Origin of the sequence: Psychromonas sp. SA13A (genome assembly GCF_011378715.1) — a bacterium.
Lineage (GTDB): Bacteria > Pseudomonadota > Gammaproteobacteria > Enterobacterales > Psychromonadaceae > Psychromonas.
In genome coordinates this window covers 93,144-111,803 of record NZ_WTKU01000008.1, presented here as the reverse complement: position 1 = coordinate 111,803, position 18,660 = coordinate 93,144, and the positions used below count along the sequence as shown (strand labels likewise).

The 18,660-nt window shown below is 38.3% G+C and carries 17 protein-coding genes, 2 tRNA genes and 1 pseudogene; all 20 read right to left on the bottom strand.

Annotation, left to right across the window (positions count from 1 at the left end):
* Positions 1–2 precede the first annotated feature (2 nt).
* Positions 3–1,199 carry an efflux RND transporter periplasmic adaptor subunit gene (locus GQR44_RS09655; protein ID WP_205963022.1) on the bottom strand — a complete coding sequence of 399 codons (1,197 nt, stop codon included), beginning with the start codon at positions 1,197–1,199 and terminating at the stop codon, positions 3–5.
* Positions 1,200–1,292: 93 nt separating this feature from the next.
* A complete protein-coding gene (locus GQR44_RS09650) occupies positions 1,293–1,730 on the bottom strand; it encodes a MarR family transcriptional regulator (protein WP_166371620.1) in 438 nt (145 codons plus the stop codon).
* Between the two features lie 339 nt (positions 1,731–2,069).
* Positions 2,070–2,696: an HD domain-containing protein gene (locus GQR44_RS09645; RefSeq protein ID WP_166371619.1), complete on the bottom strand. Its 627-nt coding sequence runs from the start codon at positions 2,694–2,696 to the stop codon at positions 2,070–2,072.
* A gap of 45 nt (positions 2,697–2,741) precedes the next feature.
* Positions 2,742–3,059, bottom strand: a complete 318-nt coding sequence (locus GQR44_RS09640; RefSeq protein WP_166371618.1) for a hypothetical protein — start codon at positions 3,057–3,059, stop codon at positions 2,742–2,744.
* A 76-nt stretch (positions 3,060–3,135) separates the two neighbouring features.
* Positions 3,136–3,597, bottom strand: a complete 462-nt coding sequence (locus GQR44_RS09635; RefSeq protein ID WP_166371617.1) for a DUF1499 domain-containing protein — start codon at positions 3,595–3,597, stop codon at positions 3,136–3,138.
* Between the two features lie 112 nt (positions 3,598–3,709).
* Positions 3,710–5,503, bottom strand: a complete 1,794-nt coding sequence (locus GQR44_RS09630; RefSeq protein WP_166371616.1) for a DEAD/DEAH box helicase — start codon at positions 5,501–5,503, stop codon at positions 3,710–3,712.
* A gap of 166 nt (positions 5,504–5,669) precedes the next feature.
* On the bottom strand, positions 5,670–7,526 hold the full coding sequence (locus tag GQR44_RS09625) for a TIGR00341 family protein (RefSeq protein WP_166371615.1): 1,857 nt from the start codon (positions 7,524–7,526) through the stop codon (positions 5,670–5,672).
* A 299-nt stretch (positions 7,527–7,825) separates the two neighbouring features.
* Complete coding sequence (locus GQR44_RS09620) at positions 7,826–8,428, bottom strand: protein-disulfide isomerase (RefSeq protein ID WP_166371614.1); 603 nt, start codon at positions 8,426–8,428, stop codon at positions 7,826–7,828.
* 22 nt (positions 8,429–8,450) lie between these two features.
* Positions 8,451–8,660, bottom strand: coding sequence for a hypothetical protein (locus GQR44_RS09615; protein WP_166371613.1), 210 nt, complete (start codon positions 8,658–8,660; stop codon positions 8,451–8,453).
* A gap of 75 nt (positions 8,661–8,735) precedes the next feature.
* Complete coding sequence (truB, locus tag GQR44_RS09610) at positions 8,736–9,674, bottom strand: tRNA pseudouridine(55) synthase TruB (protein WP_166371612.1); 939 nt, start codon at positions 9,672–9,674, stop codon at positions 8,736–8,738.
* Positions 9,674–10,099: a 30S ribosome-binding factor RbfA gene (gene rbfA / locus GQR44_RS09605; RefSeq protein ID WP_028867992.1), complete on the bottom strand. Its 426-nt coding sequence runs from the start codon at positions 10,097–10,099 to the stop codon at positions 9,674–9,676. The genes truB and rbfA overlap by 1 nt, the downstream gene beginning before the upstream one ends.
* A 92-nt stretch (positions 10,100–10,191) precedes the next feature.
* Positions 10,192–12,843, bottom strand: coding sequence for a translation initiation factor IF-2 (gene infB, locus GQR44_RS09600; protein WP_166371611.1), 2,652 nt, complete (start codon positions 12,841–12,843; stop codon positions 10,192–10,194).
* A 25-nt stretch (positions 12,844–12,868) separates the two neighbouring features.
* Positions 12,869–14,368 carry a transcription termination factor NusA gene (gene nusA, locus GQR44_RS09595; protein ID WP_166371610.1) on the bottom strand — a complete coding sequence of 500 codons (1,500 nt, stop codon included), beginning with the start codon at positions 14,366–14,368 and terminating at the stop codon, positions 12,869–12,871.
* Positions 14,369–14,382: 14 nt separating this feature from the next.
* Entirely contained in the window at positions 14,383–14,841 is a 459-nt protein-coding gene (gene rimP, locus GQR44_RS09590; RefSeq protein WP_166371609.1) for a ribosome maturation factor RimP, read from the bottom strand.
* 402 nt (positions 14,842–15,243) lie between these two features.
* Positions 15,244–15,320: transfer RNA gene (locus tag GQR44_RS09585), tRNA-Met, on the bottom strand.
* Positions 15,321–15,386: 66 nt separating this feature from the next.
* Positions 15,387–15,472 (bottom strand): annotated as a pseudogene (locus GQR44_RS09580).
* Between the two features lie 140 nt (positions 15,473–15,612).
* Positions 15,613–15,697 (bottom strand) — tRNA-Leu (locus GQR44_RS09575).
* Between the two features lie 10 nt (positions 15,698–15,707).
* Positions 15,708–16,031 (bottom strand): preprotein translocase subunit SecG, encoded by a 324-nt coding sequence (gene secG, locus GQR44_RS09570; protein WP_166371608.1) that lies wholly within the window; start codon positions 16,029–16,031, stop codon positions 15,708–15,710.
* A gap of 212 nt (positions 16,032–16,243) precedes the next feature.
* Positions 16,244–17,575, bottom strand: a complete 1,332-nt coding sequence (glmM, locus tag GQR44_RS09565; RefSeq protein WP_166371607.1) for a phosphoglucosamine mutase — start codon at positions 17,573–17,575, stop codon at positions 16,244–16,246.
* 204 nt (positions 17,576–17,779) lie between these two features.
* Positions 17,780–18,610, bottom strand: a complete 831-nt coding sequence (folP, locus tag GQR44_RS09560) for a dihydropteroate synthase (protein ID WP_166371606.1) — start codon at positions 18,608–18,610, stop codon at positions 17,780–17,782.
* Positions 18,611–18,660 lie beyond the last annotated feature (50 nt).

The window sequence follows — 18,660 nt, the reverse complement described above, 5'->3', positions numbered from 1 at the left end:
CCCTATTCAGGGATAATATTATTAATACCTACATTCTCATGCAGTATTTTGGTCACTAAATGGTCAACCTCTTGCAGCGTATTCTGATAAACATCGGTATCGAAGCGCGCTTCTTGTTGAGGACTTTCTGAAAGCAATGCCCCACTGCTATCTTCAATATCCACTTTTGCTAACATCGATAAACCTATTCTTAAGGGGTATTGTGCTAGGTTATCTTTTTGTAAACGAATTTTAACCGGTAGACGTTGTACAATTTTAATCCAATTCCCACTCGCATTTTGAGCGGGCAACAATGAAAATGCACTGCCAGTACCGATCCCCAGACTTTCAATTTCACCTTTATACTCTACTTCTTTACCGTATAAATCTGAGGTCAAAATAACCGCTTGTCCAATACGCATGTCACGCATCTGGCTTTCTTTAAAGTTTGCATCAACCCATACTTGATGCAAAGGAACAATCACCATCATTTGTGTGCCAGGTTGAACTTGACTACCTAACTGGACGGCGCGTTTTGCTACATAACCGCTGATAGGAGCAACAATATCTGCACGCAGATTATTTAAGTATACTTGGCGTAAATTAGCGACTGCAGATTTAATCGCTGGATGGGTTTTAAGTACCGTATTATCGACTAATGAAACAGCCATTTTAAGCGCCTGTTGTGAAGCAAGATATTGACTCTTAGTGGTTTCAACCAAGTCTTTGTAGTGATTCAAATCTTCCTGAGAAATTGCCCCTGATTTAGCCAGCTTTTGACGGCGCTTATAATCACTAATCGCTTGATTATATTCGACCTTAGTAGCTTCCAGACTCGCTTTCGCGTTATCAGCAGTTGCATATAAGCTACGTACTTCACGAACCGAGTTCGCTAATTTAGCTTCCGCTGCTTGCAGTGCTATTTGCGTATCATTGGAATCTAAACTAATCAGTATTTGACCTTTTTCAACATAATCCCCTTGATCCACAACAACTTTACTCACCGTGCCTGAAATTTGTGGGGAAATGACCACTAAATCACCATTCACATAGGCATCATTGGTTTCTTCAGAGTATTTGGCATAAACCTCATAATAAAAAAACCAAGTTGCAGCAATAACAACCAATACAATAAACAAAATAAAGAAAGAGGTTTTACGCTTACTCTTTTTAACTGGGTCATTAGCCATAGTACTTGTTGTTTTTTCTGATGTTTGCATGCTTTACCACTTATTTGTTAACGATCTCTCTGGTTATAGGAGATAAATAAAATAGGAATGTGACACTCAAAGTTATTCTTATAATTAGGTTGCTTAGGCTGGTAATAAACGCTTTAGAAGCGCACTCAACTGTTCTATCTCTTGTACAGAAAGGTCCCCAGTCAACAAGGGAGCCACTTGATTGTCCATACACTCCAAACATTGCGCTAATAATAATTTTCCAGTGATTGTTAGTTCGAGTATGACACCACGTTTATCTTTAGGGTTAGGCTGTTTATCTATTAATTCTTTTTTCACTAACCTGTCCACCATTCGGGTCATTGAGCCCCCATCAATAGTGAGATATTTACTAAGGTCAGCCGGAGAATCAATCCCATAATAATGCACTGCAGCTAATACTTTAAATTGTGCAGAGCTGATATTAAAAGGCGCTAAATATTGATTTAGTAACAGCTCTTTACGTTGATTAACTAAACCGATCAGTTTCGCTAATGGAAGACCTAATGATTTAATGTTTAGTTGATGAGTCATAGGGAGTTTGTTTCCAGATTATTAGTTGCCTAGGCAAGAAAAAATAATACTGCCCAGGCAGGTAAATTGTCAATATTAATTATTCATATCAATATGACAGTTAGCGACTTATTTCTTTATATTAGTTAAAGAATATTTGAATTGGCTTAAGGTTATTTAAATTTACTAAAGGTTATTTGAATTAGCTAAAAGGTACTTGCTTTAAGCAATTTGATTAGAAAAAATTACTTAAAGCAATGTTTTTTAAGGTAATGTTATTTAAGGTAATGTTATTTAGAATAAAGTTAATTAGGGTAAAGCAGTCTAACCCCAATCGCCAGTGACTTGATAATTATTGCTTTAAATTTCTAAAGCTAACTGTTGCAGATAACTTTCCATAAACTGCGTGCGCTGCGCTGCAATATCTTGCGCTGTTTGGGTATGCATTAAGGAAGCTAATTTTAATAACTTTTTATAGAAGTGATCAAGGGTGAAGCGTTGATCATCTAACGTTCTTTGCTCAGCAAATGCATCTTCAGGCGCATATAGTGGTCGCTTTAATTGGCTACTTACTTGAATACAACGCGCAATACCAATCGCGCCAATCGCATCTAATCTATCAGCATCCTGCACAATTTTTGCCTCAAGGGTATTAGCTATTAACCCACCACTATAGCTATGTGCTGCAATCGCATGATGGATAGCATCTAGGTACTGTTTTGGATATTCGATACTTGATAAAAATTGAATGGCTTTATCTGCCGCATGTAATGAGCTTTGACTGCGTAGAGGATGATTTTTAGGGTAGCTAACACAGTCGTGCAACCAAGCAGCAGGTAATACTACGTTTAGTTCTGCCTTCTCTTTCTTCGCTATCAGTGTTGCTAACTTAACTACGCGTTTAACGTGCAACAAGTCATGTGCTAAATCCGTTTTCATATTTTCAGCAATAAAACTTTCACACTGAGCTTGATACTGTTTAAACATTTTTTCTCATTCCTATCACTTTCAATGAAAGTATCACCCTCCTAATTAGCAATCAGTAATATGCTGCTCTAACAGTTCAATCAATAAACTTGGTGATATCTCAGCCAGTGACACTTGCTTAATAAAAGTAAAATCTTCAGTCCCGGATTGACCGGTACCAATACCTACAACTTCAGGATGAGCATCAAGAATAATAAACATTAATCTCTTTTTAAGCTTAACATTATCAATAGTCACTGCATTAGAGGCCTGTAAACTTTGCTCTAGCAGGCCCACTGCAGTAGAAAGTTGCGGATACTTTTCCGTTAATTGATCATTACAGTTAGCCACTAACGTTAACAGTTGTTCAATATTTTTATTCATTTATTATTCCCGATTTTCTACTACTCTAGTTAGCAACTAACATTACTTATTTCTGAATCAAATTATTCTTTAACGCCTATTTAGCTGTTCCCTGTAACAAAAGCTTAAGCGCTTCAACCCGTTTTTTATTCGCACCGAGGTCACTTTTCCCTACACGCGACGCAGATCGAAAATGTAATAAATTATCATCACTGACTCTCAGTTCCAAATCATCAACAAATCCAAAGATACCTGATGTAAAGGTCGCCGCGATATAATCATCTTCAATATTGACAATTTTACCACCCATCGATTCAACGCTAGTTTTTAATTGAGTAAGGAACACGGCTTTGTCTCCATTAAAAGCAAAGGGTTGGATATTATTATCAACACCATCAATGATTTCACTAAATACACAATTTTCAATACTGGTACAAGCCTGTAGTTTTCCTTGTTTTAATCCGGGAGCATGTCCTGTTTTAGACATTACGCCTAGCACAAAAAAAGCAATCACTATCACAACAACAATTGCAGTCAGTATAATTAGAATTTTATTCATTTTCTTAAATCCTTATTTTTTTTATTTCAATTTAACTATTTATGCTGGTTATATGTAGTATTTATATCGCTAACTGATTATGTTTTAACTCGCGATATATAGCTCTCTAACTCTATTCAGGTTGCAACTGGGCTAATACTTCTACAGCTTTGGGAAATTGCTCAATATTAAATAACTTATCTCTGACCTGCCAAAATCGCCCTACTTTATTAGCAATGACTATTTCAGGTGCTTGTAATCGGTGTTCATTAAGCATCACTTTAGTCACTGATGAGTGAGTAAAAGGGCGAAAACGATCAATTAAGTGTGGTTGAATAAAGCGTTGTAAAAATTGTGCTTTTTGCTTTGCAGTGGTTAATTGCCACACTTCACTTATTTGTCCTTGGCCGCCGCTATAGGTAACCTTTAATTGGTTTTTCCCATGTTTATTCTTGCTAGCAGTAAGCGCCATATCATCACAACGAATAATCATCGCATCTTTCAATTTTAATGCTTCTCTTAACTTTTTATCGGGGTCAACCAACACGGCTTCACAATGCCCACAAACGCGTGCTGCAATATCATTATCCATTCCACATTGGTCACAAAACTTAGCCCGAAAACGATAGTTACAATGCACGCGTTGCTCAAATTTATTGCCATCATCATCTTCGGTAATTTTTAACGAATAGCCCTGGCATTTACGACCATAATGTTCAATTACAAAACCGGCTGGATCCACCTTACCCCAAAAGTTATTAGTAAACTGGCAAGCAGGACATGGAATACTCACTATTTCACTGCCACTTTCTGGTTTTTCTTGCCCCACTTCTGGTTGATACAAGTCATAACAATTACCAGCAAACTCCATCACTAAACAATCTTTTTTACCCTCGGATAAACGTAACCCTCGGCCTACTATTTGTTGGTATAAACTGATCGACTCAGTGGGACGCAAAATAGCGATTAAATCAACGTGTGGTGCATCAAAACCAGTGGTTAAGACCGACACATTAACTAAGTATTTAATTTTTTTATTTTTAAAGTCTTGAATGATTTGATCGCGATCTTTACCTGCGGTATCACCAATAATTAATGCCGCACTTTCACCTTGTAAATAACCTAAAATTTCTTGTGCATGTTTAACTGTTGAAGCAAATATCATCACACCTTGACGGTCTTGAGCGTGAGTAATCACTGACTTGATAATTTCAGGCGTAGCTCGGCCCGACTTTTCTATTACTTTATTTAAATCAGCTTCTTTATAAGCTCCCGTATTAGCCGGAGAAATTTGCGAAAAATCATAGCTGAGCACAGCCATATCCATCACTTTTGGCTCAGTTAAAAAATGCTCATCTAATAAAAATCGAATTGGCAAATCAAAAATGCAATCACGGAAAAACCGTGCTTCTTCACTGCGCACTTGGCCGCGGGTATGATATTGATAAATCCAACCTAAACCTAGACGATACGGTGTTGCTGTTAATCCTAAAACCTTTAAATTTGGGTTGATAGCCTGTAAGTGTTTAATCACTTTTTGGTAACTAGAATCACCTTGCATGGGTACACGATGACACTCGTCTATCACTAACAATGAAAAGGCATCTGCAAACAGATCAAGGTTGTTTACGATAGACTGTACCGAGGCAAAGACGACTTGTTGGGATGTTTCTTTACGCCCTAACCCTGCAGAAAAAATAGATGCTTTCACGCCATAACTTTCATATTTAGCATGATTTTGTTCAACTAACTCTTTAACGTGAGCGAGTACTAACACTCTACCTTTCGCTATTCTGGCAAGCTCCGCGATGATCAGGCTTTTACCTGCACCAGTCGAAAGTGCTAAAACGGCAGGCGAACTATGACGACGAAAATAATGCAGTGTGGCATTAACGGCATCTTGTTGATAAGGACGAAGTTGATACATAAAACAATACGCAGTGAGTGATTAAAAAAAGAGTAAGCATAGCATTTTCAATACTTTTTTGATGAGAAAAATCAGTGGCTGATCAGTAATTACTGCTAGCAACTATCGCCAGCAACTACCAATAAGCCATTTTTAGGTAAAGAGGCTGCTATTTTTTAATTAACACTCATCGACGAATAATAACTTGTGCTTCAAGGATAACTTTTTGTTGTAGCTGTGATTCAATAGTTTGTTTAATCAAATCTAACTTCGCAGTGGTTAAGGTAGTTGGGGTCATTAATTTAACCGATATTTCTACTGGTTGAAGTGCTCTTGCATGCACTTCTCTAATCACTACTTCACCTATTTTTTTACCTTCAAGCTGTTGCATAATAGCGGCTTCATCGGATAAACGCATAAAACTAAAAATTAATGGAATAGAAACTAGTGCAACACCTATAAAAGCAATCGTTAGACCTTTTTTGGCTCGGGTAAAGGGAGCAAAACCTAATGCTAAAAAGGTCAAAGCGGCAGCAAACACAATGCCTGCCAAGTTAGTCAGGAATAACAATAGCGCTCCCCAAGCCACATGTAAGTCTAACCAGCCAATACCTATACCGGTCACAGCAAGTGGCGGAACCAGTGCCACAGCGATAGCGACACCAGCAAGACTTTTAGCTGCATCAACGCGTGCATGCGCGTAGGCACCTGCAATACCTGAAATAACAGCAACACCCAGATCTAATAAACTTGGGCTTAGCCTGGCGGCAATTTCAGGGGTCACAATTTCCATTGGAATAATAAAGCTAGCAAAGGAGGAAAACCCCAAGGACACTAATATACCGATACACAAAGTAGTGGCACTGGCAGTCAGTAGAGAAGGGTCTTGCCTGGCCAGTGCCATCGACAGTGAAATAATAGGCGCCATTAACGGTGCAAGGATCATCGCACCGATAATAACTGGTGCAGAGCTTGCAAATAACCCCACACTGGCTAATAAAGTCGATAACGCCATCAAAGTGAGGAATGCTGTGGTGGTTGTCGCGTTGTCACGTAATAATTGATATAACTCTTTAAATTCATCCGTTGCGGCATGCCCAACAAATGCTAGTGTTTTGCCCGCTATTTCCATTACAGCTTCACCGGCGGGTAATCTTTCTATTTTAATCTGTTCTTTTTGCGCACTTGTTGTGTCTATTATAGGTAGCTCTTCACCTGCTAATAAGGTTAATACGTGATGATCAATGGTCACTAATAACGCATCTGATTGTTGCTCTTGTCCATCCAATTGATAGGTTAATTGTTGATCGTTTTTAATCTCTAGTTGTTTGGTTTTTAATAATCCTAAAAAGCTGGGTAAGCTATAGTGTCTGCCTAAGGTGGAAACGACAAAAAATCGTAATAACTCCATGATACTGCGCGGGGCAATAATCATAGCGTGGCACATTCCATCATTAATGTGACTATTGGGTAATATGCTTTTAGCTAACCATGAACCGTGCACGTGCGCAGTCACAACAACACCTAATGCCGCAGTAGTAAAATTAGTTTCATTTTCTGTGCTAAAGGATATTTTTTGAGGGCAAGCTTGGCGAATTTTAGCAACGTTCTGCCAAGCTAATTTAGCTCTTTCTACAAAGTCTAATATTTTAACACTTGGTAATAAATTAAAACTTTCACCAATCACCAGAGATGAAAGCAAAATATTGCCATTACAACGTACAATATCAACTTGTTCAGGGCTACTTAACTCAGCTTCTTGAATCGCTTTTTCAAGGTTACGATGAGCACAAAACCCACGTTTCGCATAACGAGAATCAGGGTGAGGTAAAATAGCAAGGTGCCATCCACCTTCTATCGCAGCCTCTATAACAGCGGGTGCTTGCTGATCGTTAAGGTACGCATAAACACGACTACCTGCGCTGAAGTGAATATCACCTTCATCCCAAGCTCGAGGTAAAATGGCTTGTTTAAAAAAAGGTAACAAATGCTCAGCTAACTGATCTTTTTGCTCGATATCAAAAAGTAAGAAACTATCAGCCATATTCGAATCTCAACACAAATATTAAAAGGAATTCTAGTATGCGCATAGCTTATTAGGAGTGCAATCAGTACAGGAAAGAACTGTTATCAAAGAGGAAATTTACGATTAAAAAAGAAATAATGGAATATATCATTTCACCGTATAACTTATTAGAAATACAGTAAATAAACGTTGAAAAAAAGAAATTGAGGATTAGAAAGTGAAATAATGCTATCCATTATTTCACTTAGATAAAACCAGTAGACTATTTATAGAACTATTAGTATTTATAAAACCAGCTGTATTTATAAATAAAAGGTTTAGTCTTGTAGTTGTTTTTGTACATCTGCCACAATGCTTTCAGGCGCACCAATATATTGAGCATGATTCAATAATACGGCGTTGTCATTATGTACTAATAACAATGCGGGGAAAGCAGCTGTTCCCATAAAAGCTTGTAAATCAATAATTTCAGATTGCACAAACATCGCATCTTTGCTTAATTCTTCTTTAAATACTTTGTTTGGAATTGATAACTTAAGATCTTCAGCTAACTCATTAAAGTCTATCTTTTTACCTAAAGAGTTACCGCTAACAAAGTGTTCATATTGTAAAGCTTGTAAAACGGGTAAAAACTTGTCTGACTGTTTAGTTGCAATCCAAGTTAATAGATTCGCGCTGATAATACTATTTTTAGGGCTATCCGCAAAACGCACATATTCCTGTGAAAAAGTCACATCACTTTCTCTCTCAACCGCTTTAATGGTATTAAAGCCAACGCTATTACCACCATCGTAATTAGCACAATGCCAAGCATGTAATTCCATCTCAGGAAATGCTTCAGTTAAAGCAACAACCAAAGGCGTTGCAGCATAACTCCATGGGCAATGAGAGTCGTAAATAAAATATAATTCTGAGCTCATAAAACCTACCTTTTTCGACCGATTAACTATCGAGTTCTAAATTTATCAGGGTACAACCTTTACTGCATTGCACACCACTTTCGCCTTCACTGATGACAGTCAACGTTAACGGTTGCTGGCATTGCTCGCAAAGTACTGTTTTGCCCTTAGCAAGGCGTTTGATTACATTACGCTGCTGATTAAAAGAGTCAGCGGCAGTTTTATTTATTTGAGAAAAATCTATTTTAGTCATCTTAACTATGCCAATCTATTTCAATATAAATTTCATTTAAAATGCTGAGCTTTGTTTAAAAATCTCAGCTTTATTTTAAAGATCTAAATTTGCTAAACGTTTCGGTGCAATTAAACCATCATCGTTCATTTCACCAACACCAATGAAAGTATGCTGCTCACCAACAGTGATCCTAACAATCGTATTATCTGGCGCACCAAATACTTGTACTGGTTGGCCATGTAAAACATAAGCGCCCATCTCATCTGAAATATTAACTTCAGGATAGTTTTTAACTGCAGTATCCATTTCTAACAATAGCGGATCCAACAAGTCATAAGGACTAACATCTTCTTCTTTAGCTTGCTCAATTAACGCTTCGAGCTCGTCAATAGTGATCATGCGTTCATAAGGATAGTCTGCAACCTGTGTACGGCGTAACATCGACACATGTGCGCCACAACCTAATAATTCCCCCAGGTCATCTACAATTGTTCTAATGTAGGTACCTTTACTAACATGAATATCAAGATCAATTTCATTTTCTTCGAAACGTAGCTGATTAATTTCATAAACCGTAATAGGACGAGCAGGACGATCAATCGTAATACCTTCACGTGCGTACTTATATAGTGGTTTTCCTTCAAATTTCAATGCTGAATACATTGAAGGAACTTGCATGATATCGCCGCGAAAAGTATCTAATGCAGTATCGAGTTGTTGTTGCGTTACCGAAACTGGTTTTTCACATACCACATCACCTTGCGAGTCACTGGTATCGGTGCGAATACCTAAAGTAGCGGTCACGGTATAACGCTTATCTGAATCTAATAAGAACTGCGAGAACTTAGTCGCTTCACCTAAACAAACAGGTAACATACCAGTAGCAAGTGGATCTAATGCACCGGTATGACCTGCTTTTTGAGCAAAGAAAATTCGTTTTACACGTTGTAATGCATGATTGGAACTGATGTCCGTAGGTTTATCTAATAATACGATGCCATTGATCGGGCGACCCTTTCCACGTTTTGCCATTACTTCGCTTCCTCTTCTTCTGTTGCTTCTAGCTCGTCTTCTTCACGGCCAGCTTCTTTAAGCTTAACTTTATCGTTTTTCACTGCACCGCTTACTAATTCAGAAATACGTAAACCTTCAGTTAGTGTTTCGTCAAAGCAAAAACGTACTTCAGGAACAATACGTAATTTCATTGCTTTACCCAGTAAACGACGGATATAACCAGCAGCAGCATTTAAGCCCTTTAATGATTCATCGTTTGTCTGTTCACCAATAGTAAAAAAGGTTACGTATACCGTTGCATAAGCAAGGTCACGGGTAATATCAACACCAGAAATAGTCACCATTCCAATGCGTGGATCTTTCACTTCTTGTTGTAAGATTCGAGCAAGTTCTTTTTGTACTTGCTGAGAAACTCGAGAAGCACGGCTATATTCTTTTGCCATTTTTAACTCCTAGCACAGCACTTATTAAGCGCTGTTTTAAATGAGAATGGAGGCAAAAGCCCCCATTATTAATCATTATTTATAAATTGAAATTATAAAGTACGTTTAACTTCAATAATTTCAAATACTTCTATTTGGTCGCCTACGCGTACATCGTTGTAGTTCTTAACACCGATACCACATTCAACACCATTACGTACTTCAGTTGCGTCATCTTTAAAGCGACGTAGTGATTCAAGTACACCTTCGTAAATAACCACGTTTTCACGTAGTACACGAATTGGGTTGTTACGTTTAATAGTACCTTCTGTCACCATACAACCAGCGATTGCGCCGATCTTAGGAGATTTAAATACTTCACGTACATCAGCAACACCTGTGATTTCTTGTCTAAACTCAGGTGCTAATAAACCACTCATTGCAGCACGTACTTCGTCAATTAAGTCGTAGATAATACTGTAGTAACGTAGTTCAACTGCTTCGTTATCGATTAACTTACGCGCAGATGCATCAGCACGAACGTTAAAGCCGATTACGATTGCCCCAGAAGCTGATGCTAATGAAGCGTCAGTTTCAGTAATACCACCAACACCACGGCCGATAATGTTAACTTTAACTTCATCAGTAGATAGTTTGTTTAGTGACTCGCAGATTGCTTCAAGTGAACCTTGTACATCCGCTTTAAGTACTAAGTTAAGCTCAGATACTTCGCCAGATTCCATGTTAGAGAACATGTTTTCAAGTTTCGCTTTTTGTTGACGAGCAAGTTTAATATCACGGAATTTACCTTGACGGTATAATGCAACTTCTCGTGCTTTTTTCTCATCTTTAACAACGGTTGCTTCATCACCCGCTTGTGGAACACCAGACAAACCTAAAACTTCAACTGGAATAGACGGACCAGCAGATTCGATTGGATTACCATTCTCATCACGCATTGCTCGAACACGTCCGTATTCAAGACCACAAAGTACGATATCACCCTGTTTCAGTTCGCCTTGCTGTACTAGAATAGATGCAACTGGACCACGACCTTTATCAAGACGAGATTCAATAACAACACCAGATGCAGGACCCGTTGAAACAGCTGATAAATCTAACATTTCAGCTTGTAATAAGATGCTATCTAATAATTCATCAACACCAGTACCTACTTTCGCAGATACGAATGAGAAGATATTTTCACCACCCCATTCTTCAGAAATAACATCATGCTGTGAAAGTTCAGTTTTAACACGGTCAAAATCTGCCCCTTCTTTATCGATTTTATTCACTGCCACCATTAGCGGAACACCCGCAGCTTTGGCATGTTGAATCGCTTCGATAGTTTGTGGCATAACACCATCATCCGCCGCTACTACTAGTACAACGATATCCGTTGCTTTAGCACCACGAGAACGCATCGACGTAAACGCCGCATGTCCAGGAGTATCTAGGAATGAAATCATACCTTTATCAGTATCTACATGGTAAGCACCGATATGCTGTGTAATACCACCTGCTTCACCGTCAGCAACTTTAGCGCGACGAATGTAATCTAGTAATGAAGTTTTACCGTGGTCAACGTGCCCCATGATAGTAACAACTGGCGCACGAGATGTTTTCTCACCACCTTGTTGTGCTTCAGCTAGTACTGATTCTTCTAACTCATTTTCTTTCGTTAGGATAACTTTGTGACCCATTTCTTCAGCTACAATAGTCGCTGTTTCTTGGTCGATAACTTGGTTGATAGTTGCCATAGCACCCATCTTCATCATTACCTTGATCACTTCAGTTGCTTTAACAGCCATTTTACTTGCTAGTTCTGCAACCGTAATCGTTTCACCAATTTTAACGTCACGTTCAACTTTAGCGGCTGGTTTTTCAAACGCTTGTTGTAATGCAGATGGCGTTGCTGTTGCACCTTTTTTACCACGACGATTATTACGGTTATTACGACGTGAGTAAGGTGTTTCAAGTGGTTTATCAGCAACCGCTTTCTTTTTCTTTTTACGGTGTGTTGGACCTTCCGCTTTAGCATCAACTGAATCTTCTGCAGCACGCGCTTCTGATGATGTAGTTACATGGTAATCTGCACCTTCAGCAGCTTTACGGTCTGCTTCTTCTTTAGCCCAACGTGCAGCATTTTCTTCAGCTAGTTTTTTAGCATTCTCAGCTTGTAGTACCGCTTCTTTTTCAATTTTAGCTAGCGCTTCTGTTTCTGCTTTCTTCTGCAGATCAGCTTCTTCTTTTTCAAGTTGCAGCTGTTCATCTGTTTTAGTTGACTTAGCAGCGGCTTGTTTTTGCTTATTTGCTACTGCAGCAGCTTTTGCTTTTGCTTCGGCTTCTTTCTTAGCTGCCATTTTTTCAGCTAATACTTTTTCAGCTTGTTCTTTTTTAGCATCAAGTTCAGCTTGAATTTTAGCTTCAGCCTCTACTTTTAATGCTTGCTCAGCAGCTCTTTCAGCTTGAATTTCTTCATCACTACGCTTTACAAAAGTACGTTTTTTACGCACTTCAACATTGACAGCGTTTGATTGACCTTTAACATTTAACGTTGTTTTTGTTTTACGTTGTAAAGTCATTTTTTGTTTTTGTTCGCCACCGTGTTGCTTTTGCAAATAAGTAGTTAATTTTTCTTTTTCTTCAACACTCACTGAATCACTTGCTTTTTTAGTTATACCTGCATCGGCAAACTGTTTAACTAAAGTATCTTCAGATTTATTTAAGTCTTTAGCGAGGTCTTTTAATAGAATTTCTGACATTATTTATTTCTCCATACTGACGCTATTAAGCATCTTCACTAAACCAACAGATATTACGTGCAGCCATAATTAGCTCTGCTGCTTTTTCTGCATCTAGTTTTTCAATCTCTAGTAGATCATCAACAGCTTGCTCTGCTAAGTCTTCTAACGTAATTACACCTTTACTTGCTAATACAAATGCAAGGTGCGGCTCTAAGCCTTCAAGTGCTAATAAATCATCAGCTGGTTTTGCACCTTCTAAACTTTCTTCTTCAGCAAGTGCTTTTGTCGCTAATACATCTTTAGCTCGAGTACGTAACTCTTCAACCATCTCTTCATCAAAACCGTCAATCGCTAGTAACTCATCAGCTGGAACATAGGCAATTTCTTCTAGAGAACTAAAACCTTCTTCAACTAATACACCAGCAAAGTCTTCATCAACCTCTAATGCTGACGTAAATAATGAAATTACGCCATCCGCTTCAGCTTGATGCTTAGTTTTTAATTCCGCTACAGTCATTACATTTAATACCCAACCAGTCAGTTGTGATGCTAAACGAATATTTTGACCATTACGGCCAATTGCTTGTGCTAAGTTTTCTTCTTCTACAGCAATATCCATGCTGTGTGTATCTTCATCAACAACAATTGATGCTACTTCAGCCGGCGCCATTGCATTGATTGCAAATTGTGCTGGATTCTCATCCCAAAGGATAATATCAACACGCTCTCCGCCTAGCTCATTTGAAACCGCTTGTACACGTGCGCCACGCATACCTACGCAAGCACCGATTGGGTCGATACGTTGGTCATTTGATTTCACTGCAATTTTTGCACGTGAACCAGGATCGCGAGCAGCACCCATTAAGTCGATCATCTCTTCCGCAATTTCTGGCACTTCTAAGCGGAACAACTCAACTAATACTTCAGGTTGTGTACGTGTCATAAACAATTGAGCGCCACGAGCTTCAGGGCGAACAGCAAACAACAAACCACGTAAACGGTCACCTGGACGGAAATTTTCACGAGGTAGCATTTCATCACGGAAAATAACCGCTTCTGCATTGTTACCAAGATCTAATAAGATGCTATCACGTGTCATACGTTTAACAACACCAGTGATTAATTCACCTTCTTTTTCTGCATATTGTGCAACAACTTGTGCACGCTCAGCTTCACGTACTTTTTGTACGATAACTTGTTTTGCAGTTTGTGTTGTAATTCGGTCAAAAGTAACAGAATCAATTTCATCTTCAATAAATTCGCCAACTTGGATCTCAGGGCTATCATATTGAGCAGCTTCAAAAGTCATCTCTTTTGCGGGATTTTCCATTTCAGCATCTGACTCTAATACTAACCAACGACGGAAAGTATCAAAATGTCCAGTTTCACGATCAATGTCAACGCGCACTTCAATTTCTAATTCGTACTTCTTCTTTGTTGCAATAGCCAGTGCACTTTCCAATGCTTCAAAAATCGCTTCTCTTGGTAAGCCTTTTTCATTTGAAACAGCTTCAACAACCAATAAAATTTCTTTATTATTCATTTTTAACGCCTTAATTAATCAAATTTCGGAACTATGTTCGCTTTTTGGATATTACTCAGCGCAAAACGCTCTTCTTTACCCTCTACTGCAATACAAATGATTTCACCATCGACATTGCTGATCACACCTTTCCATCTACGACGATTTTGAATCGGCATACGTAGTTGTATTTTTACTTCTTCACCTAAAAACGCAGCATATTGTGCCGCATTAAATAGTGGTCTTTCTAATCCCGGAGAAGATACTTCTAGTGTGTATTCGTTAGTGATTGGATCTTCAACATCCATAATAGCACTGACTTGGCGGCTTACAGCTGCACAGTCATCTACTAAAATACCTTCTTCTTGGTCAATATAAACACGTAATGTGGAGTGTTTACCCGCACGAACGTATTCAATGCCCACTAACTCATAGCCAAGATCTTCAACACTTGGCGCTAACATTTCAGTTAGACGCTCTTCTAAACTTGCCAAATCTATCCCCTTTCAGAAACAAAAAAAGGGCATATAGCCCTATTTCAAATAACAACTTATGTTTATTTTTGATAAACATAAGTTGTCAGTTAAACGTATTAAATACAAAATCAAATACGCAAATAACAAAAAAGCCCCAATAAATTGGAGCTTCATTCGTTTTGTTTGATTGAATCAAACAGATATTGCGATAGGAAACTACAATATCGAATGTGGTTCAGGGAGTTCAATTTAACAACTACAACCTTCGCCAGTGTTTTATTAAGAGTCAAGCCCGACGAGCTTCCCTTAAAACATACACTAAAATGTGGTTGCGAGAGCAGGATTTGAACCTACGACCTTCGCCAGTGTTTTATTAAGAGTTGAGCCCGATGAGCTTTTCTTAAAACATACACTAAAATGTGGTTGCGAGAGCAGGATTTGAACCTACGACCTTCGGGTTATGAGCCCGACGAGCTACCAGACTGCTCCATCTCGCGTCCGAACTATTATTCAAATGTTTAATTAACATTTAAATTAAAACTTTATCTAAGTGAGAACACTTGTTACGAGAGCAGGATTTGAACCTACGACCTTCGCCTTTTCTTATAAAGAACGAGCCCGACGAGCCAAATGACAGCTCCATCTCGCGTCCGAACTATTATTTAAATGTTTAATTAACATCTAAACTAAAACTTTATCTAAGTAAGAATACTTTTTATTTTCTATCACGCTGAAAACGAGGTCATTATATATAAAGTGTGATCTCAGTGCAATCTAAAATCTAATGTTTGGTGCGGATAGAGAGACTTGAACTCTCACGGCCTAAGCCACAGCCCCCTCAAGGCTGCGTGTCTACCAATTCCACCATATCCGCTTTAAAAATATTACTCAGGAATCTGAGTCGAGGTATCTACTTCAACAGGTACTTCTACAACTTCTTCAACCGCTAGGTTTGAAAAGTCATCATTTACAGATACTTTATGCGTAGAAAGGTTACCTAGTACTAAGCTTAATACAAAAAATGCTAATGCTAAGATACCCGTAGTACGGGTCATGAAGTTACCAGAACCACCTGCACCAAATACTGTATTAGAAGCGCCAGAGCCAAATGATGCACCCATGCCTGCTCCCTTACCTTGTTGGATTAAAACAAAACCAACTAAAATAATTGAAACAATTAAATAAACAACTAACAGTATTTCATACATATTTATATTACCTAATTTATCTTATTAAAACTTTATGCTCTCACAAAGAAGCGGACGAATACTACCCAATGCAAGTGCGGATCACAAGTGAATATTAATACAAATTAATAACTGTTGGTGCTTCTTTACAAAACCGCATAAAAAAGCATCAACATTTTCTATTTTAACAGTATTTAAAACAGACTTTATTATTTTGAGTTGTGTATACCCACTTAAATTTTTACTTTACTCGCTAATGATTTTGCATAAGCGATAACTTGCTCTTCACTTTCATCGGCTTCAACCATAACTCTAAAAACAGGCTCGGTACCTGACTTTCTCAATAAAACACGACCACGGTTGCCTAATAACCCTTTGATACGAGACAGTTCTTCTAACACGTCTTTATCCTGTAACGGATCTATTTGATTATTATAGCGAACACTCTCAACAATCTGAGGATATTTACGTATACCTTGTCGTAAATCATGCAAATTCATTCGGCTACCTTGCATCGCACTGATCACTTGTAAACCAGAAACAATACCATCACCTGTTGCTAAATAATCGGCGCAAATAACATGACCTGATATTTCTGAACCAATACTCCAACCATTTTTTTTCATGAGTTCCATGACATGGCGATCACCCACATCAGAACGATCGAAAGGAATACCTAATGTTTTTAATGCTTGCTCCAAACCAAGGTTGGACATTATTGTGCCCACTGCCCCACCATTTAAAGTACCTTTACGTAATTTATCGCGTGCGATAATGTACAATATCTCATCGCCGTCAAGTACATACCCAGTATGGTCAACCATCATCACACGATCGCCGTCACCATCAAATGCGATACCAAAATCAGCTTTTTCATTGATCACACGTTCAGCAATTGCAGCCATACTAGTAGCACCGCAATTTAAATTAATATTAATACCATTTGGCTGAACGCCCATGGTAATCACTTCTGCACCTAATTCACTGATCACTAACGGAGCAATATGATAGGTTGCGCCATTAGCACAATCGACAACAATTTTAAGACCACTTAAATCATACTGAGAAGGAAAAGTACTTTTACAAAACTCAATATAGCGACCTGCCGCATCATTAATACGATAAGCCTTCCCCATTTCGCTACAATCGACGCAAATTAATTCTTTATCAATTTCAGCTTCAATTTCTAACTCTACTTTTTCAGATAATTTAAGTCCTTCCTCAGAGAAGAATTTAATACCGTTATCATAATATGGATTATGAGAAGCACTAATTACGATGCCAGCAGTAGCACGGAAAGTATGTGTTAAGTAAGCAACAGCTGGGGTAGGCATCGGCCCCATTAAAACAGGAATAACACCTGCAGAAGTAAGCCCTGCTTGGAGTGCGGCTTCGAGCATATAACCTGAAATTCGCGGATCTTTACCAATTAATACTTTTTTATTACCAGATTTAGCTAAGACTCGGCCAACAGCCCAACCTAGCTTTAATGCAAATTCAGGGGTAATTAAAAATTCACCAACTTTGCCGCGAATACCATCAGTACCAAAATATTTTTTCTTCATTGAAAAGCTCTTATTATAATAAGTAATAGTAATTGCATCTTGAATTCAAATAATAAGCACTCTAACTTTTTGCATTAAAAGTCTTAGTTTAAGGTGTAAACTGATACAAATGATTGAGTCACTTGTAAAACTTACAACCAAATCAAGTCATGTTAGTCAGTAAAATAGAGCATTTAATCGGTGTCATTGGCTAATACCAATAAGTTAATTAAAAGTATTTATCTGCTTTAATACTTTCATAACATCAACCGTCTCAGCAACATCATGAACCCGAATTATTTTTGAACCCTGCTGCATGGCAATCATTGCCCCAGCTAAGCTTCCTGCTAATCGCCCATTTATATCACGATTTAAAAGCTGTCCAAACATTGATTTACGAGAAACGCCTGTCAACACAGGAAAACCTAGCGCCATAAATTCCTGCGTAGCATTTAACAATTCAAAATTATGCTGTAAAGACTTTCCAAAACCAAAACCTAAATCGAGAATAATATTTTCAGCCTTAATACCAGCGTCAATACAGGTCTTGCTGCGGTCCATTAAAAATGTTTTTACTTCAGCAACTACATCTTGATAATCAGGTGCTGTTTGCATACTTCTTGGTTGTCCTTGCATATGCATTAAGCAAACAGGCACTCCAGCATCAACGGCAGCTTTTAACGCTCCCTCTTCTCGTAATGCCCGTATATCGTTGATGATATCAGCGCCCGCTTGGACAGCTTCCGTCATCACTTTTGCTTTGCTAGTATCAACAGAAATCCAGCAATTAAGTTCTTTTTTAATGGCATCAATGACAGGAATAACCCGTTCTAGCTCTTCATTTAATAAAACATCACTTGCACCAGGACGCGTTGATTCGCCGCCGATATCAATAATCGTTGCCCCCTGCTCAATCATCTCTTTAGCACGAGAAACAGCTTGTTCAATATGAGCATACTGTCCACCATCGGAAAATGAATCCGGTGTGACATTCAAAATACCCATTATTTGGGGGTATTCAAGGTTAAGTATTTTTTTACCGTTAGTTAATATCATTACAGTGTACTTTTATTAGCCAGAATTAAGATTAAAAAAAACCTAAGCAA